We start from the raw sequence: 26,867 nt of genomic DNA, 5'->3' as shown, positions 1-26,867 counted from the left end.
CGAAATTCACTTGAGGAATGCCCAATCCAATATTGATGCATCCAAACTTCATAAGAAAAGGGTAGTATACAATGATTTTAGTGACTGGTGGTTTAGGCTTTATAGGCTCACATATTGCGTTAAGCCTGATGGCTTATGGACAAGAAGTCATCATTGTCGACAATTTATCCAATGCAAATTTACAAACCTTAGAACGACTTGAATATATTTCGGGCAGCTATGTGCCCTTTGTTAAAATAGATATTCGCAACACGCCCGCATTAAACAAAGTTTTTGAACAATATTCTGTAGAAGCGGTCATTCATACTGCCGGTTTTAAATCGATAGAAGAATCGGCACTGAAACCGCTGGAATATTATAACGACAATGTCAGTTGTATCATGAGTCTGCTGCGCGCCATGCAGCGCACAGGGATCCGGACACTGATTCATTTATCCAGCTTGGCAGTATATGGGCAGTCGAGTCTGATCCTGACCGAGGATGTGCCTTTTAACTATTCTTATCCGAACCCCTATGTAAAATCACAACAAATGGTGGAAGAAATCATCCGTGATACTGCTTTGACCGACAGTGAATGGAAAATTGCCATTTTAAGATTGTGCAATATTGCCGGTGCCTTTGAACACGCCGTGCTTGGAGAATTTGTTGCCCCTTTACCGAAAAATATTATTCCATTGGCCTTACAGGCAGCAGCCAGACAGCGTGAATATATTGAGCTGCGTCAGCAGGCACAGACCTTGGACCGCACTGTAGAACGTAGCTTCTTACACGTGCTGGACTGCTGCGATGCCATTATGGCAACTTTAAAGTGGCTCAGGACGCAGCCCTATACCTGTGATGCCTTTAATATAGCCGGGCAAAATATGTCCATTCGCGCCTTGCTGAGTGAAGTGGCTAAAGTTACCCAGGCAGAAATTAAAACCATTGATGCCCCATTTTATAGTTATGCTGAAATGGATCAGGTCGGTGCAACTGCAGAAAAAGCCCATGAAATTTTACAATGGCAACCGAAACGCAGTATTACCCAGATTGTAGAAGATGGCTGGCGTTTTTATCAGCAAACATTAAAAGGACATTAATAAATAAATTGTAAACAATAATCATTTACATTAAGAAAGTGTTTGATTAAGATCATTGAATATGTCAAAACAGATGAATTGGCTAAAGCTATAAAATGGAAATGAGGTTGATGATGCAGACACGTATTGAACACGACACCATGGGCGATGTAGAGGTTCCGAGTGAAGCAATGTGGGGTGCGCAAACACAGCGTAGTTTGCAAAACTTTAAAATCGGGCAGGAGCGTTTACCACGGCCGATGATTCGTGCCATGGGGCTGGTAAAAAAAGCAGCAGCCATTACCAATGCCGAGTTAGAGCAAATTCCTCATGAATTGTCACATTATATTGTCGATGCCGCAGAAGAAGTCATTAGCGGGAAATGGGATAGCCAATTTCCGTTGGTGGTTTGGCAAACCGGTTCAGGTACGCAAAGCAATATGAACTGCAATGAAGTGATTGCCAATATTGCCAACCAGAAACTGGGCAATCCTTTAGGGGCACAAAAACCGGTGCATCCCAATGATCATGTCAATCGTGCGCAGTCAACCAATGATTCTTTTCCCACCGCCATTCATGTTGCAGCAAGTTTACAGATCAATGAACTGCTGATTCCTGCGGTCGCACGTTTACGCGATACTTTGGAAGCCAAATCTAAACAGTTTGCAGATATTGTTAAAATTGGCCGTACCCATTTACAGGATGCCACACCTTTAACACTGGGACAGGAATTTAGTGGCTATGTATCCCAGCTTGAACATGGGTTAAAGCGTTTGCATTATGCCTTATTGGGTTTATACGAATTGCCTTTAGGTGGTACAGCGGTCGGAACGGGGTTAAATGCACATCCTGAATATGCGGTCAAAGCGGCAGCACAGCTGGCTACATTAACCGGTTTACCTTTTGTGACTGCACCGAACAAGTTTGAAGCCTTGGCTGCGCGCGATGCCGCAGTATTTGCTTCTGGTGCCTTAAAAACCCTGGCCAGCAGTTTAAATAAAATTGCCAATGACATTCGCTGGTTGGCCAGTGGCCCGCGTTGTGGTTTTGGTGAAATTCGCATTCCTGAAAATGAACCCGGTTCAAGCATTATGCCAGGCAAGGTCAATCCAACCCAAAGTGAAGCCATGACCATGGTGGTCGCGCAAGTGCTGGGGAATGATACGACCATTAATGTAGCAGGGGCTTCGGGCAACTTTGAGCTGAATGTGTTTATGCCAGTAATTGCATTTAACTTATTGCAATCGATTCAGTTGCTGGGGGATGCATGTAATAGCTTCAATGACCATTGTGCCATTGGTATTGAACCAAACCGTGAAAAAATTGATCATTTCCTGCATAACTCACTGATGTTGGTGACTGCATTAAATCCGGTAATTGGTTATGAAAATGCCGCAAAAGTGGCGAAAACGGCTTATAAGGAAGGCAAAACCTTAAAACAGGTCGCGGTTGAACTGAATCTGGTTACGGCTGAACAGTTTGATGCCGTGGTAGTTCCGGAAAATATGGTTTCACCTAATGTGAAATAGCATCTAAAGTTTAGATGTCTTGTCAATTGATCATCAGTGGTTTTTATCTGTGGCAGATATGCCTACAATAGCTCTAGAAATTAACTGCTGATGATTGATTATGCTTGACGTTTTGATTTAAAAGCTCGCCAAATGGTGGGCTTTTTTCATCTTTATGGTAAATTAATTCACAAATAAAAGCCCACGGAGGATTTTCTGTAAAAGAAGCACTAAAAGAATATCGCATTGAAAGAACTAAGCTTGAAGATGAAATACAAGAGTTTCTTACCCAAAAATTCGCAGAATTTAAAGAAAAGACTGGGGCTGAAGTTATTCATTTAGATGTAAACATTGAAGTACTGGATGATCATGAGGCAGATGCTTTTATTGAATGCGTGTTTGTGAGTACAGATTTATAATGAACAACCAGAAAGTATAAGCTCATCGAAAGGTCAGCTTTCTTTATTTAATACACACTAATTACCTGCCATACAAAAAGCTATCGAAATGGGCTTGGGATGCAATCGATATAGGTGGTAGTTATATGTGCTTGCATTTCTGATGGGTTGAGTTAAAAGATGAAATTATTAACTTTGATTGGTGCAGGTGTGGCAGCTGGATATTGTTATAAAAAAGTTAAAAATAGGAAGAAAAATACAAAATCCAATGACTATTCGAGAAATAGAGGAACAAATCAAGGCACAAAATATCACTGTTTAATTTATTAAAAGGCCTCACAAATTTGTGGGGCCTTTGATTTTCCGGAGCCATGATTTTGAGTACACAGCTAAATTTCTTGATTCGTGATACAACTTAAATCGATGACAAGAATGATAAATTCTTTGTCTATTTAGTAATCTATAGATCTAATAAAGCGTGTAGGTGATTTAAACGACCTATAAAATTGAGTTTTTATTTCATATAGGAAATGCATATGGTTTGGCTTATTGCTAAATATGCTATAACTGCTGGGATGGTCATACTAATTTCAGAAGTTGCTAAACGTAGTGACCGTCTAGGGGGATTGATTGCAGCCTTACCTATCGTAACGGTACTTGTGCTGATATGGATGAAAATTGAGAATCAAGATCCCCAGAAAATTTCCAATCATGCTTGGTATACTTTTTGGTATGTAGTACCGACATTACCTATGTTTTTAGCATTTCCAATACTTTATCAGCGTTATGGATTTTGGCTGTCTCTAGCCCTTTGTTGCGTAATGACTATCCTTATTTTTCTTGCCTGGGCTATCATTTTGCGCCATTTCGGCATTGATTTAATGTAAAGCATTAAAACGATTACTCACATCGAATCAGGATGAATACTTGATAGGGAAATGTTAATTTCCTGCTGGAAAACCATGAAACATCCATTGGATGCCATACAAAATAACGAGGACTAAAATTACTGAAAAGATGATTTCTAATTTCTTCATTTTTAAGTATTCCTAACATTAACTTAATACACCTTATACAAAATAAAAAATTATTTTCATATAAATCATTTTCTTAATCTTTGTGTTAACTCCAATCATCTTTGATTGGGTTTCTTATTTGAATAGCAATTCCACACTTTGTTTATAGGATGGTTTTTTATTTAAGAAAAGCATCTAGTGTTTTGGTGTCAGATGTTAAATGCCAGCGTACTAAGTAACCAGCAAACCAAATACCAGGAATTACAATTAGACCCACACCAATCCATAAGGGAAGAGCAACTGGTCAAATAATTGATTGGGAGTGAGTACTGTTAAGTTAGGTAAATTTTGAAATGTTCACGAAAGCGATCAGGATTTCCGCCCTTTAAAACCATATAGAAAAAAGGAAGAGTAAATAACCAGACTATATTGGTAGTCACAATTTTAATTATTATCACATATTTCATCATTGGATAGTTCTTAGCATTCCTTCCCGGCAATGATATAAAACGGTGAATGAACGAACGACTTAAGAGCAGGAATGATAAAAAATACAGCTTTTATGATAAAAAATAAATATTTATTGAATACTTTTAGCTAAACAATTTAGAATAAAAACTACACAGCTCTAGGTTTCATTCAGTCCGTGAATCAGCCAGATACCCAATATTTTTTGTTAGTTTACCCGATTTGCTTAATGCTCATTGGTGCTGTTTTTATTGTTGCACATTTATGGTTTAAGGCTCCCAAATATTTATTGTGGATGGGGCTGAGTTGTATTTTGCCATCAGTAGCATTAGCTGCACAGACATTGATGACAAATGCACAATTGAAACTGACTGCGCCATGGTTTGCACTTTTCTATTTAGGCGGAGCTGGGGCAGTCACACATGGAATGCTGTTAAAAGCCAATTCTAGGTTAAATATGTTTGTAGCTTCTCTTTTTATGATCGCGGCTATGGTTTTTCTTTTATATTTCAAGTATATCGATGAGCAGTTATGGCCACGCATAGTCACAATTAATATTGCGATTTTATGCTTAGAAGCGTTAGCACTTCCGAAAGTGTATGCTTTATTGAAAAGAACAGACGTCTTAGAAAAGCTTTTATGCTTTAGTTACTTTCTCTTAATTACTTATGCTGTTATCAGAACTTTAATCGTCATTGTATACCTTCAAAATGTGCAAATGGTCACCTTAGCCACAACAACGTGGTGGATGATGATGATTGCAGTAAATATACTCATCAGTCTGTGGTTTGCAATTGTCGTTTCAGCTGTAGCTGTAAAAGAAAGGTTTAGTATTATTAACGAAGAAAGATTGAAAGATTCTTTAACGCAGCTGTATAACCGTAATGGTTTTTTAGAAAAAACCGAAGACTTGTTTAAAAAATTGCAGCATAGTGAAGTTTATCTTGTGATGTGTGATGTTGATCATTTCAAGATTATAAATGATACATGGGGACATACCGTAGGGGATAAAATTTTGTGCGCAATTGCGGATATATGCAGATCCAATATTCGGCAAGGTGATGTTGTCGGCAGATATGGCGGAGAAGAATTTATTATATTGCTGCAAAGTTCAGATGAAAAATCTTCATTAGCTTTAGTTGAACGTTTACGCAAAAAAATTGAAGATCAACTTTTTATTAATAATATAAGAACTACCGTAAGTTTTGGTGCAGCTCGAATAGATGCAGAATCTCAGTTCATTAGTGCTTTAGAAATAGCAGATAAACGTTTGTACAAAGCTAAAAACGCTGGCCGAAATAGGGTTTGCTTTAATTAAACTTTTTGATTGTATGTCCCGTAAAGAAATCGAGCCAAGTTTTCATTGTTTTGTCTTAAGCTTTTTTATTTATGTGTTGAAATAATGGCGTATGTCCCAAATCAGTGAGATTTATAAAGCTTAATTTAGCGTTGAATAAATTGTCATAATTGCTAAAATGCATTTCGTTTTTTATTACTGCTTTGCACTTATTTTGCATTAGTTTTGCAAGGTAAAAATAAATGTTTGTAAAACAGTAATCTATCTAGGAAAATTTTCAATGTTCGATATTTATTTAACAGATGTTCAGAAAAAGGTGCAATTCAAGGATTATCCGGGTGAGCATCCTGTTAAATTTATTTTGAATTTTAAGAAGATTTTCCCGAGTGTGATGGAACTGCTACTTCCGGTACTTCCTAATGATGAAAATCTGGATGAAATGACCTGGGAATCAACCACTGAAGATTTTGAACTGTTCAAATTATTGGTGAGTGGCTGGGGTGTGATTGAATTACGTTTAAATGCAATTTCCCAATTTAAAAATAAAAACTATGCAGATCAATTGGTCAAAACTGCACAACAAAAGCGTAAAGCCTTTGCCAAAAGCCATCCAAAATTAAAAACAGTTGAACTTGATTATCTATTTATGCATGAAGTTCATGCGTTGATTGATGCTGAGTTGGTCGAAATTGGTGAAAAATTCTATTTGCCAACTTTACGAGATCTCTGGAAGCATAAAGTAGCACAAAATATTTTGAATGCTAAATTCTAAAACTTGCTGAAATATAGTAAAAATCCTCCAAATGTTGGGGGATTTTTTTATTAATATTGAATATCCTAGAACCGCTTTGGGTGAACTAAACCCTTGCATATAAAAAATTAAAGATTTAATTATCAATAAAATATACTAGAAATTGTAATTATTATTGCATATGGTAGGCTCATTACAAGTTTTAGCTGCATTGTTGTAAAAGTTTATATTTCACATTTACTTAACAGTGTTGGCAGCTTGTCTAAAATCTTCCCGAAGAAATATCAAAGGATTTCATCAAATGTCGAATCAGTTTTTAGATTTAATTAATAAACGCCGTACTATTTATGCCATAGGTAAAAATGTAGAGCAAAGCCCTGAATATTTAACTGATTTGATCAAGCATGCCATTAAGCAAAGTCCTTCATCTTTTAACTCGCAATCTTCACGTGCAGTGATTTTGTTTAATGAGCAGCATGAGAAATTTTGGGGTTTTGTAAAAGAACAACTTAAAGCCTATGCAAAAGACCAAGAAAGCGCAGCAAAAACCAGTGCCAAAATGGACAGCTTTGCTGCGGGCGTGGGTACGGTTTTATTCTTTGAAGATATGGATGTCATTAAAGGCTTGCAAGAGCAGTTCCCGTCATATGCCGATAACTTCCCGGTTTGGGCGGAACATTCTACAGCGATTGCTCAGTTTGCCACTTGGACGGCCTTACATACCGATGGCTTGGGTGCTTCACTTCAGCATTACAACCCGATTGTCGATGAACAGGTTCATGCAGAATGGGATATTCCTGCCAGCTGGAAACTTCGTGCCCAGCTCGTATTTGGTTCGGTAGAAGGCGAAGCCAATGACAAAGGCTATATGGATGATGCAGCCCGTTTTAAAGTGTTTAAATAATTTTTAGATCAGCATTCTTTCTGATGTCAGTCATAGCTGTGCTTTATGACTGGCTTAGGGAGGGTGTGGTTTATTTTTTATAGCAGATAATTTTTTAGAAGATAATTTTTTAGAAGATTATCTTCGAATATTGCTTATTTTTCTTTCAGCTATTTTATAAAAAAAACGGGGCTCACTCCTTAGAGTATCACCGCCGTTTTAATTACAGATTTAAATTGATTGTGATACTTAAGCTTTAAGCAGAAGCCTGCTGACGCTTGCTTGCAGTACGTCCATGCAACAGATAATAGATGACAATACAGACCAATACCGCCATGGCACTATAAAAATATAGCTGTGAATAGGAAATATAGCCGAGTGCCTGACCAATGAAATAAGGACCAAAACCTAGGCCTGCATCGAGGAAAATGAAAAAGGTTGAGGTGGCAAAGCCCATCCGTTCAATGTTGGCACTTTTCACTGCCACGGTTTGGCAAACCGACTGAATGTTGCCATAGCCAAAACCGAGTAAGCCTGCACAAAGTAGCAGCATAAATGAACTGTGTGCCTGACTTAATAAAACCAGGGCAATGGCCATGATGATAAAGGCCGGATACATAATGATGTTTTCACCTTTACGATCCATTAGCGGGCCAGTAAACGGTCGTGATATCAAGATGGCAATGGCATACATCAAAAAGAAGAAAGAAGCGGTTTCAACCAGATCGATTTCTTTGGCGTAGAAATTGATAAAGGACAGCACACCCGAATAGCAAATCGATGCCAATAGCATAATGATTGAAATAGGCAGGGCTTTCATTTCAATAAACTGGGAAATGAAACTTGGTTTTTTTACACTGACTTGAGTTTCAACTGTTTTGGGATGTTGTGGCAAGTTGGGAACTTGAATCATCAACGCCACAATTAAACAGCACACAGCAATGAGGGTAGATAAGGCAAAAATCGCGTTATAACCGACATGCAGCATCATCCATATGGCCAGGAATGGACCAATCGCGGTACCCAAGGTACTGCTCATGCTGTAGTAGCCAATACCTTCACCACGACGGGTTGGCGGTAAAATCTGGGCAATGATGGTTCCCAATACGGTCGATGCCATGCCCATCATAAAACCATGCATGAAACGTACACCCAGCAAGGCAGCGACATTCAGGGGAATGAAATAGAATCCGGAAAAAATCAGAAATCCAATTAACCCTACAATCATGGTGGTTTTACGGCCAAAACGTTGCAGAAACTTACCTACCAGCAAACGGCCAATCAGGGTGCCAACAATAAATAATCCCGAAACCAGGCCTGCCTGAGCAGTCGTTGCACCCAGTTCAGCAACGGCATAACCGACAATGACCACCACAAGAAGATAAAAGGTCAGTACCAGCTGAAAGTTAATGGAACTGACAAGAATAAAATTTCTTGTCCATAAGGGGGCATTATCACTCATGCTGTTCACCTGTTTTGTTAATTTCAAGATCATTTATGATGGCATGCAGAATCTTGATGGAGCGTTGAATATCTTGCTGATCCAGATTTTGAATTAGCTGACTTTCAAAGTTGTCTATTTCGGCAGCACACTGTTGAAAAAGCGCGATGCCTTGAGTACTTAACATCAGTTTTTTTTGACGTTTGTCTTCAGTTTCGATGTGGCTTAAAACACCCATTTGCATCAGCACATGTATACGCTTTGCGATCGATGGCTTAGACACATTTAAATAATCTGCCATTTCTATAGAGGTACAACCATGCTTTTCCTGAATCACAAACAGGATTTGCCATAAGGAATAATTCAGCTGATAGGGAAGTAAAATTGTATTGATTTCATCACTCATCATTCGTGCGCAGCGCAGCAGTGAGGGACGAAATCCGAGTAAGGAATTCATAATAGTTAACCAGGGTAACTAACTATCTGCAATTTTATGCTTCTTTATATGATTGTTCAAGTTCAAATCAGGCCGGGATCAAGAGTCCTGATCAAAATACAGGTCAATGAAAGCTAGTATGTTAGGCTTTATTTCGGGGTATTGCAGTGGGCTGGAAATATTAAAGCAACATACTTTGCTTAAAATTTAGGCGTATTCTAAAAGCTGTTCAAAACAACAAAATGACTTTCCTAAAAATCTGCATGATCAATCATCAGCCGAACAAATTAAAAAAGGTGAGGTTATGAATCTAGGATTAACAGCACTTGAGCTTGCGCGAATTCAGTTTGCGTTCACTGTCTCTTTTCATATTATTTTCCCGGCTATTTCCATTGGCCTGGCAAGCTTTCTGGCGGTTTTAGAATGGCGCTGGCTAAGAACCCAAGATCCGGTCTATCAGGACCTGTTCAAGTTTTGGGTCAAAATATTTGCCATTGCCTTTGGTATGGGCGTGGTTTCCGGTGTGGTCATGAGCTACCAGTTCGGAACCAACTGGAGTGAATTTTCACGCATCTCCGGTAGTGTAACCGGGCCACTTCTAGCCTATGAGGTACTGAGTGCATTCTTCCTGGAAGCCGGATTCCTGGGCATTATGCTGTTTGGCTGGGGGCGTGTTGGTCCTCGGGCACATTTCTTTGCTACGGTCATGGTGGCCCTCGGAACCTGTATTTCCATGTTCTGGATTCTCTCATCCAACAGCTGGATGCAAACTCCACAAGGTTTCAGTATTGAAAATGGCATTATCGTTCCGCAGGACTGGCTAGCCATTGTGTTCAATCCTTCTTTCCCGTATCGCTTGGCGCATATGGCAATGGCTGCATTTCTGGTGTCAGCCTTGCTGGTGGCAAGTACAGCAGCGTGGCATTTATTGAAAGGGCGCCGTGATGCCATGGTCAAAACGTCTTTTTCCATGGCCTTATGGATGATATTGGTACTTACCCCTTTGCAGGTTCTGATTGGCGATCTGCATGGTATCAATACCTTAAAGCATCAACCAGCAAAAATTGCCGCAATAGAAGGCCACTGGGAAACTAATCACAATGAAGGCATGCCGCTGTATTTGTTTGGTATTCCGGATATGCAGGCAGAGCAGACTCGCTATGGATTGGCCATACCCAATGCCGGTAGTCTGATTCTGACTCATTCCATGAACGGTAAAGTGCCTGGCCTGAAAGAATTTGCGCCAGAAGACCGTCCAAACTCAACCATTATTTTTTGGAGTTTCCGGGTCATGGTGGGCCTGGGCGTGTTGATGCTGCTATTGGCCCTAGTCGGCTTATGGCTCAGAAAAACTGGCCGTCTTTATGAAAGTTCAGGATTTCACCGTTTTGCCTTGATGATGGGACCTTCGGGTTTTATCGCCATGTTGGCTGGCTGGTTTACTACAGAGGTTGGACGTCAGCCTTGGGTCGTGTATGGGGTATTAAGAACTAAAGATGCACTGTCCCCGGTGTCGGCAGAACAGGTTGGATTAACCCTGATTATTTTTGTACTGGTGTATTGCGTAGTGTTCGGGGTTGGCATCTATTACATGCTCCGAATCATGCATAAAGGCCCGGAATTTGTTCATTACATGCCGCATAGTGAAGAGAAGGTTATTCAAGCTTCACATCGTCCATTAGGCAGTACCGATGAAGAGCTGGATGGTCAGCCTTTAGATAACAACCAGGAGAATGACAAATGATTGATTTATCTTTTATCTGGATTGTAATTATTGCGGTTGGTGTGCTGATTTATGTGGTACTGGATGGCTTTGACTTAGGTATCGGCATCTTGTTTCCTTTCTTTAAAGCGCAACAAGAACGTGACGTGATGATGAATACCGTGGCTCCAGTATGGGATGGCAATGAAACCTGGATGGTGTTGGGCGGGGCAGGCCTATTTGCCGCTTTTCCTTTGGTGTATTCGACGGTACTTTCTGCGCTATATCTGCCTATCATTTTGATGGTTGTTGCCCTCATTTTCCGAGGAGTGGCTTTCGAATTTCGTTTTAAATCCAGACGTAACCGCCATCTTTGGGATATGGCCTTTATTGGAGGTTCTATACTGACCGGATTTTTCCAGGGCATCATTCTGGGAGCCTATATTCAAGGCATTAAAACCACCAATGGGATATACACTGGAGGCGGTTTAGATTGGCTCACGCCATTTTCGGTTTTTACCGGGGTGGGAGTGGTGGTGCTGTATGCTACTTTGGGCTGTGGCTGGCTCATTTTTAAAACAGATGCAGACTTGCAAAATCGAATGTTTCAACTCATGCCGAAGCTGATTATTGCCTTATTCATCATTTTCGGTTGTGTCAGTATTTATACGCCTTTGGCTCATCCTGCAATTGCCGAACGCTGGTTTAGTCAGCCTCAGCTTACCTATTTCAGTCCAGTACCAATTCTGGTTTTAGTATTTACTTACCTCGCGTTACGTGCCTGCAAGCAACGTAAGGAACTCAGTCCATTTGTTTATACTTTGGCCCTAGTTTTCCTAGCTTATACCGGATTCCTGATCAGTTTATGGCCTTATATCATTCCACGTTCAGTCACGATTTGGGAGGCAGCAGCACCTCAAAGTAGCCAGTTATTTACCCTGATTGGTGCATTGCTGTTGATTCCAATCATTATTATTTATACAGGGTTGTCTTACTGGGTCTTCCGCGACAAAGTACGCATTGGTGATAAAGGCTATCATTAGGGAGTAAATATGAAACTTTCACAGACGCAGTGGTTTATTGTGTTGTGGCTGGGTGGATTTTTTGCTTTGGCCCTCATTGCCGGAGCATTCCGGTTGCTGGTTCAATTGGCTTATTATCTTTAACTCTCTAAAAAAGCTATTAAAGTGGCCAGCTTTAAACAGGCCACTTTGTTTTATAGAGAAAATTTGATGTGATGATACCCATTCAAATCCATTTTTAACGTCGAATTTAACCTCGAGCGTTTTTCTATACTTGAATGCTATTTATTTTGCTTACGATAAACGCTGGGACGTACCGGATGTGCATTTTTCCATAAGCCTTTTTTCTGCTTTTTGGCCTGGTTTTGTAGCGCCAGCCATTTTTGTTTTTGAGTCGGATTTTTAATATATTCCTCGTATACCCAGGCTGCGCCGCGTTTGACCAGCTCCTGATTGATATTGCGTCTAAAACGATAAATCACCCCAACGCAGCGGCCATAGCGATCGACATCGGTAATCTCGACACGGACCAATTTGTAATAGACCATTTTTTTCACCAGACGCTGTGATTCCTTGCCATAAGTTTGTGTCGATTCTGGGGCATCGACATAGGCAAAGCGCAGTTTGGTTTCTGAACGCCGTAAGTTAAAACGTGTGCAGGTGAGGGTATCGCCATCACTGACGGCAATGACTTTACACCAGTATTTTTTTCCTTTTTTGAAGGGTTTAAAGAGTTGGGTCAAATACAGGTTAATTTTTCGGAAAATAAAAAATGAAACCGCACACAACAGCATGCCCAATACAATGAGCCAGAAAGGGGAGAGATTTGCCAACATAGAAAAATTTTGGATAAATGAGCCGGAAATTTCAGCGCCCATTCATCTATAAAAATGAGAAAAATATGGAGGTCAAGTTTAAGTGAATTGGCATGAATTAAGGGCTGAATAAATAACCAAATAGCACTCAATCCCTTGCCAATTCAGCATTTCGTTTATTTATTCGGCAATAGCTTATATTTGAATCACAATTAACATAGATCAATTTTCCATCCCAAAGATAATATAAATAGCCTAAGTAAATTCTATGTCTTTCTTATGTGGAAGCTAAGCTATAACAAGACCCTTTTTTAGAAATGACATATATTGATTTTACGTTCAAATAGCCTAAGCAAAAATTTTAGAAATTTCGCTTCGCAAAAAATGATGCCGTGAATTTTCTTTCAAATCTTTATGCCAATACATCCCCAAATAAATAAGCGGCAAGTCTACAGGCACCGGAAAAATATTTAATGCTGGAGAAACTTGCAAATGGGTCAGCAAATTTTGAGGAATGGTTAAAACCGATTTTGGATTTTGCAGCAAAATCTGTAAAGCAGTTGAATAGTGCTGGCAGCGTAAAGAAATCTGTCGTGACAGTTGTTGGCGGTTTAAATAAATATCTTCAACTAAAACACCAGTACGCCGTGATGAAACGCCAATATGCGATGAGGCGAGATAAATTTGTTCATTCATATTTTGCTGCTGTGTACAAACCACAAAATGGTCTTGCACGAGTTTTTGGAATTGAATTTTTTCACCAAAATTTTGCTCCAGATCAATGACAAAATCTATTTGCTGGGTAGCAAGGTCCGTCACGATGCTTTTACGGTCGAGTTTGCTACTGAAAAATTGAATATCCAGATCCAGTCTTTGGAAGTGCTGAACCAGTTTGGGAAAAATCATCGGTTCAATTTCATCATGTACCGCAATTTTTAGGCTTTGCACCATGCTGGGATCAAAACTTTGCTTTTGTATAGATATATTTTGAATGGCAACCAGTGCATTTTTAACGACAGGATAAATTTGCTCGGCAAAAGGTGTAGGCAACATTTTACTGCCGGCACGTGCAAACAAGTCATCTTGCAAATGCTGTCTTAAACGCTGTAGGGCATGGCTGGCAGCAGATTGGCTAATACACAAAATCTGCGCAGCCTTGGAAATGCTTTTTTGTTCATAAACAGCAATAAATAAGGGATATAAGTTGATGTCTATGCGATGAAAAACAGCCATATCAATCACGGCTTTATTATGCATACTATTCATGATGTTCTATTGAATTAAATCATTTTATTCATAATAGTTTTCAGGTTATGTTGTTGTAAAGATTAGATCACATAATATTTTAAGGAAGTTGCCATGTTTGAGTTGTCAGCACGAGCACAGGATTTCATTGAACGAACCAAAGCCTTTATAAAAAACGAAATTGAACCGGTGGAAACCGAGTTTTGGAACGATGTTCATGAGTTAAATCAAGGCGGTGATTGGACAACTTGGCAATGGCCTGCGCAACTTGAAATATTAAAAAATAAGGCTAAAGCAGCAGGGCTTTGGAATATGTTTTTACCCTGTCCGGAACTTGGCCAAGGTTTGTCGGTTCAGGAATATGCGCATATTGCCGAACTTTCAGGGCGCAGTTTAATTGCACCCATCGTATTTAACTGTAATGCGCCTGACAGCGGCAACATGGAAGTGTTATGGCGCTATGGATCTGAACAACAAAAACAACAATGGTTAACGCCATTGCTTGAAGGCAAAATCCGCTCAGTGTTTTGTATGACTGAACCTGCCGTTGCATCCTCAGATGCCACCAATATGCAGGCGACAGCTGTAGTCGAGGGTGATGAAATTGTCCTGAATGGCCGTAAATGGTGGTCGTCAGGTTTGGGCGATCCCAATGCAAAAATCATCATCTTTATGGCGCATACGCCTGACGCAAGCAAAGACCGTCATCATCAACATTCTATGGTTCTGGTTCCTATTGATACGGCAGGAGTAAAAATTGAACGTATGTTGCCGGTTTTTGGCGATTATGATGCTCCGCATGGTCACGGCGAAATCAGCTTTAACAATGTACGCGTACCGGTAGCCAATTTTATTGGCGGTGCAGGTCAGGGTTTTGAAATTGCCCAGGGTCGTTTAGGGCCGGGCCGTATTCACCATTGCATGCGCTGTATCGGTGCAGCGGAAAAATCACTTGAGCTGATGATTGACCGTGGCATGAGCCGTAGTGCTTTTGGCAAGGAAATCTTAAAACTGGGTGGCAATCTGGAACGTGTTGCAGAAGCACGGGTCGCCATTGACCAGGCACGTTTACTTACACTTTATGCTGCTTACAAGATGGATACTTTGGGTAATATGGCAGCACTGACTGAAATTTCAGCAATTAAAGTGGTTGCGCCAAGTGTACTGGAAAAAGTGGTGGATATGGCCATGCAGATTCACGGCGGTGCTGGCGTTTCCCGTGATACGCCACTGACAGGTTTCTTTGCTCAGGCACGATCTTTACGTTTGGCTGATGGTCCGGATGAAGTTCATAAAGGCATGATTGCCAAACTTGAACTGGCTAAACGTGGTTACGGTTCACGTCGTAAGTAATATCTAAAAAATATAGCGAGTAGATGAGACTTCTTACAACTTTATTCAAATTTCCCTATGAATGGAAAATGAAAAAGGTGTAAATAAGGTGATGTAAGAAGTCTTTTGAAATTAAAGATTTAGGGAAATAAGAATGTCAGTTATTGATGTGGGCGGAAATGTCCGTCAAGGCGAAGAGCTAGATGTCATTGCAGTTGAGCATTGGCTCAAAGCACAAGGCATTGATTTACACGGTCAGGTCGAAGTCACGCAATATTCAGGCGGAGCGTCTAACTGGACTTATCGTTTGAAATACGACAATAAGGACTTGATTTTACGTCGCCCACCTAAAGGAACCAAAGCCAAATCTGCCCATGACATGGCACGTGAATACAACGTGCAAAAAAATCTGGCACCTTTCTATCCGGTCTTGCCGGAAATGCTGGCGCTGTGTCAGGACGAATCCGTAATTGGGTGTGACTTCTACGTGATGCAGCGCGTGGAAGGCATTATTCCACGTGCCAATTTACCTAAAGAACTGAACTTTAATGAAGCTCAGGTTCGCGAATTATGTATTAATGTGATCGACAAACTGATCGAGCTGCATCAAGTTCCTTATGTCGGTACAGAACTGGAAAAACTGGGTAAAGGTGAGGGCTATTGCCGCCGTCAGGTGGAAGGCTGGGATGCACGCTATGAAAAAGCCAAAACCTTAAATGTGCCTTCATTCAAATATGTACGCCAGTGGCTGAAAGATAATATTCCTGCCGATTCAAAAACCTGCGTGATTCATAATGACTGGCGTTTTGACAATGTGATTTTAGACCCCAACCATCCGACTCAAGTGATTGGGGTGCTGGACTGGGAAATGGCTACACTTGGCGATCCTCTAATGGATTTAGGTTCCGCACTGGCCTATTGGGTGGAAGAAAGCGACAACCACATTTTTAAAGCCACGCGTCGTCAGCCGACCAATTTAAAAGGCATGTTCACGCGTCAAGAAGTCGTGGATTATTATTTAGAAAAAACCGGCTTGCAACCTGAGAACTGGACCTTCTACGAAGTATTCGGCATTTTCCGTTTAGCCGTGATTGCACAGCAAATCTATTACCGTTATTACCACAAGCAAACCAATAATCCAGCCTTTAAGGATTTCTGGATTGTGATTCATGCCTTGCATATCCGTGCGCTTAAATTGATTGGTTTACAGAAACTTGAAGCCAATCAACTGGCGCAAAAATATATCGCCAAATTTAAGGAGCTGATGCCCTCATGACCACAATCTATCTGATTCGTCACGGACAGGCTTCTTTTGGAGCGGAAAGCTATGATCAGCTTTCCCCTAATGGTGAATTACAGGCGAAATTATTGGGCCAATATTTCGATCAGATTCTAAAAGAAACGCCCTATGTGGTGGCAGGCTCGATGCAACGTCATCAGCAAACGGCGCAACTGGCTTTAGCCGAATGTTTTCCCGAAGCTGAAATTCAGATTGACAATGCCTGGAATGAATTTAATCATCAGCAAGTTTTTGCCAAGTACGAACCACGTTTTAATGAACCACACTTGTTAAAGCAGGATGTGGCCAAAGAAGAAAATCCGCGTGCTTATCTGGCGAAAATTTTTGAAGGGGCCATCGAGCGCTGGACCGGTGGTGACTATCATCATGAATATGATGAATCCTGGCCACATTTTAAAAACCGGGTAGAAACAGCATTGCAAAATTTATGTAATGAACTGGCCAAAACCAAACCCCGTTATGCTGTGGTATTTACCTCCGGTGGCGTGATTTCAGTGGCTGCCGGAAAACTGTTAGAACTAAATGCCAACCGGACTTTCGCCTTAAACTGGGCGATTGCCAATACCAGCATGACCACATTGCGTTTGGTGGGGAATGAAGCGCAGTTATTAAGCTTAAATGAACATCATTTTATTAAGGCTGAAGATTCCAAGTTACTGACATGGATCTGATTTAAAAAAATAGCAAAGGAAGAGAACATGGCAAAAACAATTTTAATTACCGGAGCAAGTTCAGGCATTGGCGCGGGTATGGCACGTGAATTTGCACAAAAGGGCTATAACCTGGCCATTTGTGCGCGTCGTCTGGAGCGTCTGGAAGCTTTAAAACAAGAGCTGGAAAGCAAGTATGGCGTAAAAGTCATTGCCAAAACCTTAGATGTGACTCATTACGATCAGGTCTTTGAAGTGTTCCGCGCATTTAAACAAGAGTTTGGCACTATTGACCGCATTATTGTGAATGCGGGCGTGGGTGAAGGCCGTCGAATTGGTAAAGGAAATTTCGAAATTAACAAGGCGACCGTCGAAACAAACTTTATTTCAGCTTTGGCTCAATGTGAAGCCGCGGTGGAAATTTTCCGTGCGCAAAATGCAGGGCATCTGGTGATGATTTCATCGATGAGTGCAATGCGTGGCATGCCTAAACATTTAACGGCATATGGGGCAAGTAAAGCCGGTGTTGCACATTTGGCAGAAGGCATCCGTGCCGAACTGATTGATACCCCGATTAAAGTCACCACCATTTTCCCGGGATATATCCGCACTGAACTGAATGAAGGTGCCAAAAAACTGCCTTTTGAAGTGGATGAAAAAACCGGTTCGCATTTACTGGTTAAAGCCATTGAAAAAGCACCAGTTAAAGCTTATGTGCCACAGTGGCCTTGGTTGCCGCTCGGTTTGGCCATGAAAATTTTGCCTTTGAAACTGGTCAATAAATTGGGCTGATTTTAGAATTTTAAAAAGCCCATTCAATGGGCTTTTTATATCTTTTTTAGATATGAGGAAAATGCTTTTAACATTCGTGTGATACTTTAACTCGACGAGCCATTTGATAACAAAACTGTGCAATAAGACTTGCAGCCAATAACACACACGCAGCCGAAAATGCGGGATTATTTCCTAAAGCAGTTAAACTGGTACATATTGCGCCAATGGCCATCTGTAAAAAGCCATATAAACCAGAAGCAGAACCTGCAATTTTAGGATTGACATTTAAAGCATTGGTCAGCGAAGCAGGAGAGGTTAAACCTACCCCATAGCAAAACCCCACCACTGGAATCATGACACTCCACGGCGTTAAATAATCAAAATAAGTATATCCAAATAAAAGTATAGAAAAACCAATACTAATACTGCTGCCAAGGGCCATCATCGTATTCAGGGAAATTTTCGATACTAAACGGGTCGAACTGAATGTACCTAACCAAATTCCCACCATCACTAATGCAAGGTAAACACCAACATCGTGAATGGTGCCATGCAGTTGATGCAGCACGATATAAGATGCAACACCTAAAAAGCCATAAAATGCTGTTGTAGCTAAACTTCCACCTAAGGCATAGCCCAAAAACTTGGTTGATGTAATGAGTTTCTTATAATCATCCATTACCGCTTTTGCTGAAGTTTCACGTTTTAGTGCTGCATCGGAAACAAAGATCCAGACAAGCATGAGATTAATCAAACCCAGCAGAGATCAAGCGACAAAAATACTTTTCCAACCCGCAGCGGATGCTAAAAAACCACCAAAAATTGGAGCCAGTCCAGGCCCAAACATCACCATCATATTCATTAAGGATAATCGTTTGGTCGTTTCAATCCCTGAAGATGTATCTCGTACGATCGCGCGCCCCAATAATAGACCGGTACATCCACCAAGTGCCTGTAGGAAGCGCATTCCGATTAACATATGCAAATTCACTGCATATAAAGCGCCTAATCCCGCAAAGGTATACAGCAGCATACCAAACAGCAGTACAGGACGACGGCCAATACTGTCTGCCAAAGGACCATAAAAAAGCTGTCCAATAGCCAGACCAATAATATAAACGCTTAAAGTGAGCTGAACTTCATGCAGATCGGCCTGAAAATATTGCCCAACCAAGGGCAAAACCGGCACAAAAATGTGCATGGCAAGTGTGCCGCTTAAAGTCAGTATCGCTAGAAACCATAAAGGAATATTTTTATGCTCAGCTTGAGGTACAGACATATTTAAACCTCATCTGACAGATGATTCATATCTGAGAGTATCAGGTAAAGACTTTGTAAAACCTGACGTGCGATTTTTAAATCATTAGCATCCAGACTGGCTCTGATTTCATTTTCCAGATCCTGAGATATCGATTCCAGATGTGCAATAATTTCCTTACCTTGAGGGGTAATGCAGGTGGCTTTAGCACGGCGGTCATGCTGTTCAGCTGTGCGCTCCACAAAGCCTAATTTTTCCAGATTATTCAGTACCCGAACCACAGAAGAACTGTCTAAAGACAGCATTGCAGCCAGATCTTTTTGTCTGACAGGTTTATCCAGGCGTGACAAATATACCAATGGCAACCAGGTGGCTTCGGTCAATTCATATTGTACCAGTCGTTGGTCTATCGTTTTACGCCAGGCGCGGGCAACTAGGGCGGCTAAACTGCCAAAACGAAGCTGATCAAGATTTTGTGTTGGAGTCATCATAGAAAAATAGATTGTATGTCATCTATTTTTAAAATAGGCCGCTAACTGAAAATTGTCAATTTAGAAAGGAGGATTTGGATGGTAAAAAATATAATGAATGATGAGGGTTGATAAAGATAAAATATCGGCGGATAGATCCTTGGATTGAAGGGAACACCTTGTAGTTTCGGTCAATGCTTTTAACGCGATATAATCATATATTGATGTGGATATGATCGTGAATTTTATTGTTTATGCTGTTAAAAATTTCAACTCTTGCCCTGATTCCATCTTTGATTATTCAAGGTAATGCCGTTAAAAAAAATACTTTACGCTTACCCGAACCCGAGGGAAACCGTCAGGGATCGGTTGGAAACGGAAAACCTTTATCTATCCTGATTGTAGGTGATTCAGCAGCGGCAGGTGTAGGCGTTGAAATTCAGGACGATGCTTTACTCGGTGCAGTGCTGAACCAGTTACAAGATGGATATGAAATCAGTTATCAACTTGAAGCAACAACCGGTCATAGCAGCGGGCAGGTGATTAAAACAGTCAAAAATATGCCTGCTCAACACTTCAATGTGGTGATTACTTCTGTCGGGGTGAATGACATTACCAAACTGACCTCGCCTAAGGGCTGGATTAAAAAGCAGCAACAACTTTATGCCGAGATTAACCAGAAATTTACGCCTGAATTGATTATTGCCGCGGGTGTGCCGCCAATGAACCTGTTTCCGGCTTTACCCAATCCGCTGGCCTGGCTATTTGGACAATATGCCAAAGGCATGAATAAAAATCTTGCAAAATTTGTGCAGCAGCACGCCAATATGCAATGGATTGAATATGATCTGCAGCGTTTTAGGGCTTTAAACCTGGAAATGGCAAAGGATGGTTTTCATCCCAGCAAGGAAATTTATACACTTTGGGGCGAACAGGTAGCAGATAAAATTCGCCAAATGTTTTAAATTCAACTGAAGACGGATAAATTGACTGTTATGAGCACTGAACTTGAAATAGAAACTCATCCATTGGAACCCTTTCTTCCTTCAAATGCCAAGTTGCTGATGATGGGCAGCTTTCCACCGCCTAAAACACGCTGGAAAATGGAGTTTTATTATCCAAATTATCAAAATGACATGTGGAAGATTTTTGGTTTGGTCTTCTTTCAAGATAAAGAATATTTTTTGGATATCGCCAATAAAAATTTCAGGGAACAGCAGATCCGTGATTTCTTAATGGAAAAAGGGATCGCAATTTTTGATACGGCGTATCAAATTATTCGCTTAAAAGGCAATGCCTCGGATAAATTTCTGCACATTGCACAAGCAACTGATTTAGCCAAGCTTTTACAGCAGATTCCTGATTGTCATAGCATTATGACGACTGGAGATAAAGCCACCGATACCTTAATGCTGTCCATGCCTGAAGCTACGGAAAAACCGAAAATTGGACAGCCCTCCAAAGCCTATTTTGCTGAACGCGAGCTGACTTTATACCGGATGCCATCTTCATCACGTGCTTATCCCTTGGCAATAGAAAAAAAAGCTGAAGTCTATGCTCAATTATTTAAGGAAATAGGCTTACTATAAGTTAGTTTAATATGTCTGTTTTTAGGCGAAGGGCATCATTTTGGGATATTTCACCCATTTAAAAGCATGCACCTGAAAATCCCGTACATGGCTAAAATCGGACCAGATCAACTGGCTGCCTTTGGTCCATTTTAGGCTTTGAATGCGGCGTGAAATCTGAGCCAGTTCTTCGGCATTGGCAAGACGAAGATCGCCAATTTCCACATACAGCCGAACACCAGGATAATCACTAAACTCGCCTTTAAATAAGGCTTTTAACCAGAATAAGCGGCTACTATTAATCGCCTGAATACAGGCTTTACTATTTTTCGGCAAATTCTGTTGTAACGATTCGGTATAGGTATCAAAGAAAAAACCGCTTGGATTTTCTCTAAGAAATAAAGTGCCTATGGGACTAATGGTCGGCTGCAAGTTGCTATCTACCGTAGCAATAGAACAGTGCATTGCAGCACGTTGTGCATCATTCACCACCTTGCAGATATGTTGCCATTCTTCTGTTTTCATTTTATTTCCCCTTTTTTATTTTTAAATAGTATTCAGTGAGTTGAATAAAACACAGATCATTTAAACATGAATGTCACTTGATCTGCATTGATCCGATTGACTGGTCATTCATGACTCTTTTAGGCAAATCTTTTTGCCAACATGACACAAATCACCACAGCCATACACACCACGATCATATCTAAATGAATATTTTCGCCCAAAATGATTGCGCAAAGGATTAATCCGATAAAGGGTTGTAGCAGTTGTATCTGGCCCACTTTAGCAATTCCGCCCATAGCCAGTCCCTTATACCAGAAGAAAAAACCTATGAGCATGCTGAAGATGGATACATAAGCCAAGCTTGCATAAGCAGAATAAGAAACTTCAGTGAAATTGGCTGGAAAATAGTACAGCGTTAAAACCAGCATAAGGGGAAAGGCAACAATCAGTGCCCAGCAGATCACTTGCCATCCGCCTAATACTTTGGATAAATGTCCACCTTCTGCATAACCCAAACCACAAGCTAGAACAGCTGCAATCATATAAACATCACCACTAGCCAGATGATAGGACTGATCCTGAAGCAACATATAAGCAAGCACAAAGCTGCTTCCCAGCAGGGTAAATAACCAGAATTTTGCATTCGGATTTTCACCGGCTCTCATCACTCCGAACATGGCCGTGCAAACTGGAAGCAAAGCTACAAAAACCAAAGCTCTAGAGGCAGATATGTTTTGTAATGCCAGCGCACTAAATAAAGGAAAACCGATGACCACGCCCAGACTGACAATAATCAGGGATGTGTACTGATGGGTTTGCGGGCGCTGCTGTTTAAACCATAACAAACACAAGAGCGCCAATACTGCTGCAATCGTTGCCCGAATTGCGGTTAAGAAGGTCGGACTAAAACCTGTTACTGCAATTCGGGTGGCAGGCATGGAACCTGCAAAAATAATTACCCCTAATAATCCGTTTATCCAGCCGATATTTGTTCTGTTCATTTGATACTGCTCATTGAATTTAGAGCAATTTAATAAGAAAAAAAATACAGCTGCTATATACAGGGCAATACAATTTAACATCACTGTTATGCTAGATTGAGCAGTACAGTTTGACTGTTGGGGGATGCGTGAATGACAAAAACTAAAATTGAAGTTGTAATTGAGCTGATCAAACAGAATATCAAAAACAAGACACTGATAGCCGGCTCACGCTTGCCCTCAGTGCGCCAGTACGCCCAGCAATTAAATTACTCGGTTTCAACCATTGTGGAAGCCTATGCACGCTTGCTAGCAGAAGGCATGATTGAATCCCGAGCAGGGGCCGGTTATTACATTCTTGGCAAACCGGTTCAACACATCAATATTGAACAGAATATTCAATACGACAGGGAAATTGATCCGCTGTGGATTTCCAGACAATCTTTAGAAGCTAAAAATGAAATGCTCAAGCCGGGCTGTGGCTGGTTGCCCGCAGAATGGATGCCTGAACAGACGCTGCGCAAAGCCTTAAAAATAGTGGCAAAATCGGAAGAATCACTTTTAATTGATTATGCACTTCCGCATGGACATTTGGCTTTAAGACAATATCTAGTTCGAAAAAAGGAAAATTATGATTTAAAAATTCATCCCAATCAGATTCTGCTTACCGATTCAGCCACTCAATCGATTGATTTGATTTTCAGATTACTATTGCAGCCGGGTGATATTGTGCTGCTGGATGACCCATGTTATTTCAATTTTCAGGCACTTATTCAGGCACATCATTTACGTGCAGTCGCGATACCCTTTACCGAACATGGCCCCGATCTTGAATATTTTGCGCAGGCACTCGCGTTAAAACCAAAAATATATCTGACCAATTCAGGCATTCATAATCCTACAGGAGCAACGCTTTCATTAGCGAGGGCTTATCAAATTGCCCGACTGGCTGAACAGGCCAATATGCTGATTATTGAAGATGAAATCTTCGCTGATTTTGAATATTTACCTGCCCCCCGATATGCGGCACTCTCTGGACTTTCCCATGTGATTCAGATTGGCAGTTTTACCAAAACGCTTTCGGCAGCAGTACGTTGCGGATATATTCTGAGCAATATAGATAACATTGAGAAATTGATTGATTTAAAGATCGCAATACACTTCAGTAATAGTAATCTGAACGCAGAAATTATTTATCAATCGCTGATGGATAGCAGTTATCCGAAACATTTGGACTGGCTAAAAAAACAATTGATTAAAGCCAGCAATGAAACCATTCAAAAGCTTGCCCATTTGGATATTCATCCTTGGATTGTCCCCAAAGCAGGCATATTTTTATGGTGCAGATTACCGCCACATATTGAAGCGTCAAAACTTTCCAAGATATGTCTGCAACAGGGCATTATATTGGCGCCGGGAAATTCATTCAGTCAGTCTGAACAAGCCGGTCAATTCATTCGTTTTAATGTGGCTCAATGTATTGATAAAAAAGTTTTTGATGTACTGGAAAATGCCATCAGAACTTATTCCAGTGTGGTCATTTAAGCTGAGTCAGCCACAACTTTTATCCATCATATTCCACATAATCCCATAAATTTAAACGGGATTTAATCTCTTTGCGGATATTGGGCAGCATCGGCAACAGGGTTCCGTCAATCCAGAGGCTTAAGGCTTGTGCTGAAATCAGCTGTTGATTGGCATCGACGATTTTTGCACCCTTAACCATAAGTAAAGTTTCTTCACATGCTTCGGTTTCAATGCCTTTAAACAGCACCTGAAGTTCAAATCCGGTATCCTGAATCAGCCATTCCAGTTCAAGTTGCACATTCTGATTGGATTTTAATACCGCCTGACCTTCAACAATTTCAGAATCTGACAGACAGTCGTGCTCCACACGGACTTTAGATAAAAACCAGTCTTGAGTACCTAAATCCTCAAGGGTTTTATAGGGTGTTAAAATATCACTTAAATTAAATTGACGACTTAAATCAAAAAATTGCATTACAAAAAGATCACGATGGGGAGAGCGGAGTTAAATACTCGAAAAATAGAATGTTAAAGCAAATCAGGAAATGAGTAAAATCATTGTGTTGATTGATCTAAAATATGTATAAATCACACTCAATCTCTTATAAGTCCTCACAGCAATATCACTTAAACGACCAAACTTCATTACTTTAAACCATCTAGAAAATGCACAGCAGTGGTCCAATCATGTGAATATATCAAACTGCAAAAGCAAATTATTGAAAGCCGGTGTCAGCTATTTACTATGTGATCTTTTACTTGCAGCAAGCCGGATTTCAGTGGAGCTTTCACTATAAAAAGTTTTGTATATCTCAATGTCATTCAGCTGTCATTACATCATCCATTCAAATGGGAAATATGACGCCACTTGCATGGCATAACGTTGAAATCGAGTCGATTCAGGATCTTTTGAATATTCTGTGTAGGTTCCATCTTTATGATGCTCTAGCCAAATGACTTCATCCTGTGGATTCAGTTTGAGTTCATAGGCAATTTGCGGTAAATATTTATCTAAAGCGTTCGAAATTTGTTCTTGTAACACATCAGATTCTACCACCAGTCCGACTTCGCTATTTAAATTGGCGGAACGAGGGTCAAAATTGGCCGAACCAATAAATGCCATGCCATCTATATCAAAAAATTTGGCATGCAAACTGGAGGCATTTTTGCCTTTAGCTGGAATAACATTCCCTGTCACCACCTCATACCAAGTGCGTTTATTACGCTCTATATAGGGCTTAAATTCATAGAGTTTTATCCCATTTTTTAGTAAATCATGGCGATATTGTCTATAAAAGGCATGCACCACAGGAACGTCATTGGCAAGGAATGAATTGGTGAGTATCCGGACATTTACGCCTTTTTTAACTAAACCGGTTAAATAATCCATACCTTTCTGTGTAGGTACAAAATAGGCAGAGACCAGTTCCATATGTTGTTTCGGTTCTCCCATAATCTGAAAGATCTGATGGTAAATCAGCTGATTGCTGGATGCCTGACCACGAATTTTATCGGGAGAGTCGGCAACAAAATGCGCTTTTGCCCAGTTAATCGGACGGTCTTTTAAGTGTTGATTGATCTGTTTTTCAGCCAGTTCAATCCGCCTTTTTAACTGGTCTTTTTGTAAGGCAGTCAGTTCATAATATTTACGTAATTTGGCAAGCTGTTCAGGCCGACTTTTACCCAGCAGCTGCGGTACCGAATAACTCAAATCATCATTCCAAAAGTCTTGAAAGACTTCATTGGCATGCTGAACGGCAGTGCCATAAAACAGGATATCCATATCGGTAAACTGGAAATTTTCACTGGCTTCAAAATATTCACGGCTGATGTTGCGTCCACCCGTCACCGCTATGGCACCATCGGCAATAATCAGCTTGTTGTGCATCCGGTGATTGATCTGGTTGAAACGAAAAATATAATCAAACACCCGTAATTTTCTAGCTCTAAAGGTGTAAGGATTAAAGATTTTAATTTCAAAATTAGGATGTTGAGCCAGTTGTTTTAAGGTTGCATCAAGTTGAGAACCGTTCTGGTCATCAATCAATAAACGGATTTTCACCCCACGATCTGCAGCTTTGAGCAATTCCGCCAGCATCAGGTGACCAATTGAGTCATCTTCCCAGATGTAGTATTGCAAATCGATATTGTATTGCGCTTTATTAATCAGGTGCAGTCTTGACGCAATACTGATAAAAGCATCATCTAAAGACAGATAGGCAGTTAAACCCTGAGTAATTTGTGTATCAACATTGGAACCGTTTAGCCAGTGCTCGGCATGAACCTGAATGGGAAGCTGCTTTTTTGATTCATTCATCGGCAAACTGCACCCCGTCATTGTGAAAAATATCAAAGCAAACATGACAGCACGCAAGGATGTTCTCATCTGCATAATTATTATGAAGTCATAAAGTTATAAGTACATATTATCATCATGTTATAGGTTGAATCTGACAATAAA

General features: G+C 40.6%; 25 protein-coding genes and 3 pseudogenes. 17 read left to right on the top strand and 11 right to left on the bottom strand.

The genetic code is table 11. The annotated features are described in order from the left end of the window. Positions 1 to 71 precede the first annotated feature (71 nt). From B9T26_RS02445 to B9T26_RS02415, 7 genes are all read left to right on the top strand, one after another. The gene (locus B9T26_RS02445) at positions 72 to 1,079 is read left to right on the top strand and encodes an SDR family NAD(P)-dependent oxidoreductase (protein ID WP_086198218.1); all 1,008 of its coding nucleotides are present in this window, start codon (positions 72 to 74) and stop codon (positions 1,077 to 1,079) included. Between the two features lie 113 nt (positions 1,080 to 1,192). Beyond that, positions 1,193 to 2,587: a class II fumarate hydratase gene (fumC, locus tag B9T26_RS02440; protein WP_086198280.1), complete on the top strand. Its 1,395-nt coding sequence runs from the start codon at positions 1,193 to 1,195 to the stop codon at positions 2,585 to 2,587. A gap of 557 nt (positions 2,588 to 3,144) precedes the next feature. Then, positions 3,145 to 3,294, top strand: a complete 150-nt coding sequence (locus B9T26_RS15630; RefSeq protein ID WP_171262907.1) for a hypothetical protein — start codon at positions 3,145 to 3,147, stop codon at positions 3,292 to 3,294. A gap of 206 nt (positions 3,295 to 3,500) precedes the next feature. Beyond that, a complete protein-coding gene (locus B9T26_RS02430; RefSeq protein WP_086198217.1) occupies positions 3,501 to 3,851 on the top strand; it encodes a DUF3147 family protein in 351 nt (116 codons plus the stop codon). A gap of 775 nt (positions 3,852 to 4,626) precedes the next feature. Beyond that, positions 4,627 to 5,766 (top strand): sensor domain-containing diguanylate cyclase, encoded by a 1,140-nt coding sequence (locus B9T26_RS02425; protein WP_227518756.1) that lies wholly within the window; start codon positions 4,627 to 4,629, stop codon positions 5,764 to 5,766. Positions 5,767 to 6,025: 259 nt separating this feature from the next. Next, complete coding sequence (locus tag B9T26_RS02420; RefSeq protein WP_086198215.1) at positions 6,026 to 6,517, top strand: hypothetical protein; 492 nt, start codon at positions 6,026 to 6,028, stop codon at positions 6,515 to 6,517. Between the two features lie 280 nt (positions 6,518 to 6,797). Continuing rightward, the gene (locus tag B9T26_RS02415; protein WP_086198214.1) at positions 6,798 to 7,400 is read left to right on the top strand and encodes a nitroreductase family protein; all 603 of its coding nucleotides are present in this window, start codon (positions 6,798 to 6,800) and stop codon (positions 7,398 to 7,400) included. Positions 7,401 to 7,635: 235 nt separating this feature from the next. Here B9T26_RS02415 and B9T26_RS02410 read toward each other — a convergent pair whose 3' ends face one another. Both B9T26_RS02410 and B9T26_RS02405 read right to left on the bottom strand, forming a co-directional pair. Beyond that, positions 7,636 to 8,841, bottom strand: coding sequence for an MFS transporter (locus B9T26_RS02410; protein WP_086198213.1), 1,206 nt, complete (start codon positions 8,839 to 8,841; stop codon positions 7,636 to 7,638). Next, positions 8,834 to 9,277 carry a MarR family winged helix-turn-helix transcriptional regulator gene (locus tag B9T26_RS02405; RefSeq protein ID WP_227518755.1) on the bottom strand — a complete coding sequence of 148 codons (444 nt, stop codon included), beginning with the start codon at positions 9,275 to 9,277 and terminating at the stop codon, positions 8,834 to 8,836. The genes B9T26_RS02410 and B9T26_RS02405 overlap by 8 nt, the downstream gene beginning before the upstream one ends. Positions 9,278 to 9,560: 283 nt before the next feature. Between B9T26_RS02405 and B9T26_RS02400 the strand changes: the two genes are divergently transcribed. Genes B9T26_RS02400 through B9T26_RS02390 form a run of 3 tightly spaced genes read left to right on the top strand, consistent with a single transcriptional unit; the run spans position 9,561 to position 12,124 of the window. Further along, positions 9,561 to 11,000, top strand: a complete 1,440-nt coding sequence (locus B9T26_RS02400; protein WP_086198212.1) for a cytochrome ubiquinol oxidase subunit I — start codon at positions 9,561 to 9,563, stop codon at positions 10,998 to 11,000. Beyond that, entirely contained in the window at positions 10,997 to 12,001 is a 1,005-nt protein-coding gene (gene cydB / locus B9T26_RS02395; protein WP_086198211.1) for a cytochrome d ubiquinol oxidase subunit II, read from the top strand. The genes B9T26_RS02400 and cydB overlap by 4 nt, the downstream gene beginning before the upstream one ends. A 9-nt stretch (positions 12,002 to 12,010) precedes the next feature. Continuing rightward, a complete protein-coding gene (locus tag B9T26_RS02390) occupies positions 12,011 to 12,124 on the top strand; it encodes a DUF2474 domain-containing protein (protein ID WP_086198210.1) in 114 nt (37 codons plus the stop codon). Positions 12,125 to 12,261: 137 nt separating this feature from the next. Here the strand turns inward: B9T26_RS02390 and B9T26_RS02385 are convergent, their stop codons facing one another. Then, positions 12,262 to 12,816, bottom strand: coding sequence for a thermonuclease family protein (locus tag B9T26_RS02385; protein ID WP_086198277.1), 555 nt, complete (start codon positions 12,814 to 12,816; stop codon positions 12,262 to 12,264). 327 nt (positions 12,817 to 13,143) lie between these two features. Continuing rightward, positions 13,144 to 14,061 carry a LysR family transcriptional regulator gene (locus tag B9T26_RS02380; protein ID WP_086198209.1) on the bottom strand — a complete coding sequence of 306 codons (918 nt, stop codon included), beginning with the start codon at positions 14,059 to 14,061 and terminating at the stop codon, positions 13,144 to 13,146. 93 nt (positions 14,062 to 14,154) lie between these two features. On the opposite strand from B9T26_RS02380, the gene B9T26_RS02375 reads away from it, so the two are divergent. The 4 genes from B9T26_RS02375 (at position 14,155) to B9T26_RS02360 (ending at position 18,114) form a co-directional block, all read left to right on the top strand. Next, complete coding sequence (locus B9T26_RS02375; protein ID WP_086198208.1) at positions 14,155 to 15,393, top strand: acyl-CoA dehydrogenase family protein; 1,239 nt, start codon at positions 14,155 to 14,157, stop codon at positions 15,391 to 15,393. Positions 15,394 to 15,526: 133 nt separating this feature from the next. Next, positions 15,527 to 16,648, top strand: coding sequence for a phosphotransferase family protein (locus B9T26_RS02370; protein ID WP_086198207.1), 1,122 nt, complete (start codon positions 15,527 to 15,529; stop codon positions 16,646 to 16,648). Next, the gene (locus tag B9T26_RS02365; RefSeq protein ID WP_086198206.1) at positions 16,645 to 17,343 is read left to right on the top strand and encodes a histidine phosphatase family protein; all 699 of its coding nucleotides are present in this window, start codon (positions 16,645 to 16,647) and stop codon (positions 17,341 to 17,343) included. Before B9T26_RS02370 ends, B9T26_RS02365 begins: the two co-directional genes overlap by 4 nt. Before the next feature lie 27 nt (positions 17,344 to 17,370). Next, entirely contained in the window at positions 17,371 to 18,114 is a 744-nt protein-coding gene (locus tag B9T26_RS02360) for an SDR family oxidoreductase (RefSeq protein ID WP_086198205.1), read from the top strand. A 67-nt stretch (positions 18,115 to 18,181) separates the two neighbouring features. On the opposite strand, the pseudogene B9T26_RS15960 reads toward B9T26_RS02360, so the two are convergent. Together B9T26_RS15960 and B9T26_RS02345 are read right to left on the bottom strand one after the other, a co-directional pair. Beyond that, positions 18,182 to 19,375 (bottom strand): annotated as a pseudogene (locus tag B9T26_RS15960) (multidrug effflux MFS transporter). A gap of 2 nt (positions 19,376 to 19,377) precedes the next feature. Further along, positions 19,378 to 19,845, bottom strand: a complete 468-nt coding sequence (locus B9T26_RS02345) for a MarR family winged helix-turn-helix transcriptional regulator (RefSeq protein ID WP_086198202.1) — start codon at positions 19,843 to 19,845, stop codon at positions 19,378 to 19,380. Between the two features lie 233 nt (positions 19,846 to 20,078). On the opposite strand from B9T26_RS02345, the gene B9T26_RS02340 reads away from it, so the two are divergent. Together B9T26_RS02340 and B9T26_RS02335 are read left to right on the top strand one after the other, a co-directional pair. Next, positions 20,079 to 20,789 carry an SGNH/GDSL hydrolase family protein gene (locus B9T26_RS02340; RefSeq protein ID WP_086198201.1) on the top strand — a complete coding sequence of 237 codons (711 nt, stop codon included), beginning with the start codon at positions 20,079 to 20,081 and terminating at the stop codon, positions 20,787 to 20,789. Between the two features lie 30 nt (positions 20,790 to 20,819). Further along, on the top strand, positions 20,820 to 21,413 hold the full coding sequence (locus tag B9T26_RS02335) for a uracil-DNA glycosylase family protein (protein ID WP_086198200.1): 594 nt from the start codon (positions 20,820 to 20,822) through the stop codon (positions 21,411 to 21,413). A gap of 21 nt (positions 21,414 to 21,434) precedes the next feature. Here B9T26_RS02335 and B9T26_RS02330 read toward each other — a convergent pair whose 3' ends face one another. The 3 genes and pseudogenes from B9T26_RS02330 to B9T26_RS15950 form a co-directional block, all read right to left on the bottom strand. Then, the gene (locus tag B9T26_RS02330) at positions 21,435 to 21,917 is read right to left on the bottom strand and encodes a pyridoxamine 5'-phosphate oxidase (RefSeq protein ID WP_086198199.1); all 483 of its coding nucleotides are present in this window, start codon (positions 21,915 to 21,917) and stop codon (positions 21,435 to 21,437) included. Positions 21,918 to 22,036: 119 nt separating this feature from the next. After that, positions 22,037 to 22,444, bottom strand: a pseudogene (locus B9T26_RS15955) (EamA family transporter); the annotation flags it as partial. Between the two features lie 78 nt (positions 22,445 to 22,522). Then, positions 22,523 to 22,900: pseudogene (locus tag B9T26_RS15950) on the bottom strand (EamA family transporter); the annotation flags it as partial. A gap of 132 nt (positions 22,901 to 23,032) precedes the next feature. On the opposite strand from B9T26_RS15950, the gene B9T26_RS02320 reads away from it, so the two are divergent. After that, positions 23,033 to 24,424, top strand: a complete 1,392-nt coding sequence (locus B9T26_RS02320; protein WP_086198198.1) for a PLP-dependent aminotransferase family protein — start codon at positions 23,033 to 23,035, stop codon at positions 24,422 to 24,424. Positions 24,425 to 24,443: 19 nt separating this feature from the next. Here the strand turns inward: B9T26_RS02320 and B9T26_RS02315 are convergent, their stop codons facing one another. Beyond that, positions 24,444 to 24,881 carry a hypothetical protein gene (locus B9T26_RS02315; protein ID WP_086198197.1) on the bottom strand — a complete coding sequence of 146 codons (438 nt, stop codon included), beginning with the start codon at positions 24,879 to 24,881 and terminating at the stop codon, positions 24,444 to 24,446. Between the two features lie 357 nt (positions 24,882 to 25,238). Next, positions 25,239 to 26,798, bottom strand: a complete 1,560-nt coding sequence (locus B9T26_RS02310) for a phospholipase D family protein (RefSeq protein ID WP_086198196.1) — start codon at positions 26,796 to 26,798, stop codon at positions 25,239 to 25,241. Positions 26,799 to 26,867 lie beyond the last annotated feature (69 nt).

It is taken from the genome of Acinetobacter sp. ANC 4169 (genome assembly GCF_002135355.1).
Classification (GTDB): Bacteria; Pseudomonadota; Gammaproteobacteria; order Pseudomonadales; family Moraxellaceae; genus Acinetobacter.
The sequence above is the reverse complement of the archived record's forward strand: the minus strand, read 5'-3'. Positions and strand labels throughout refer to the sequence as shown.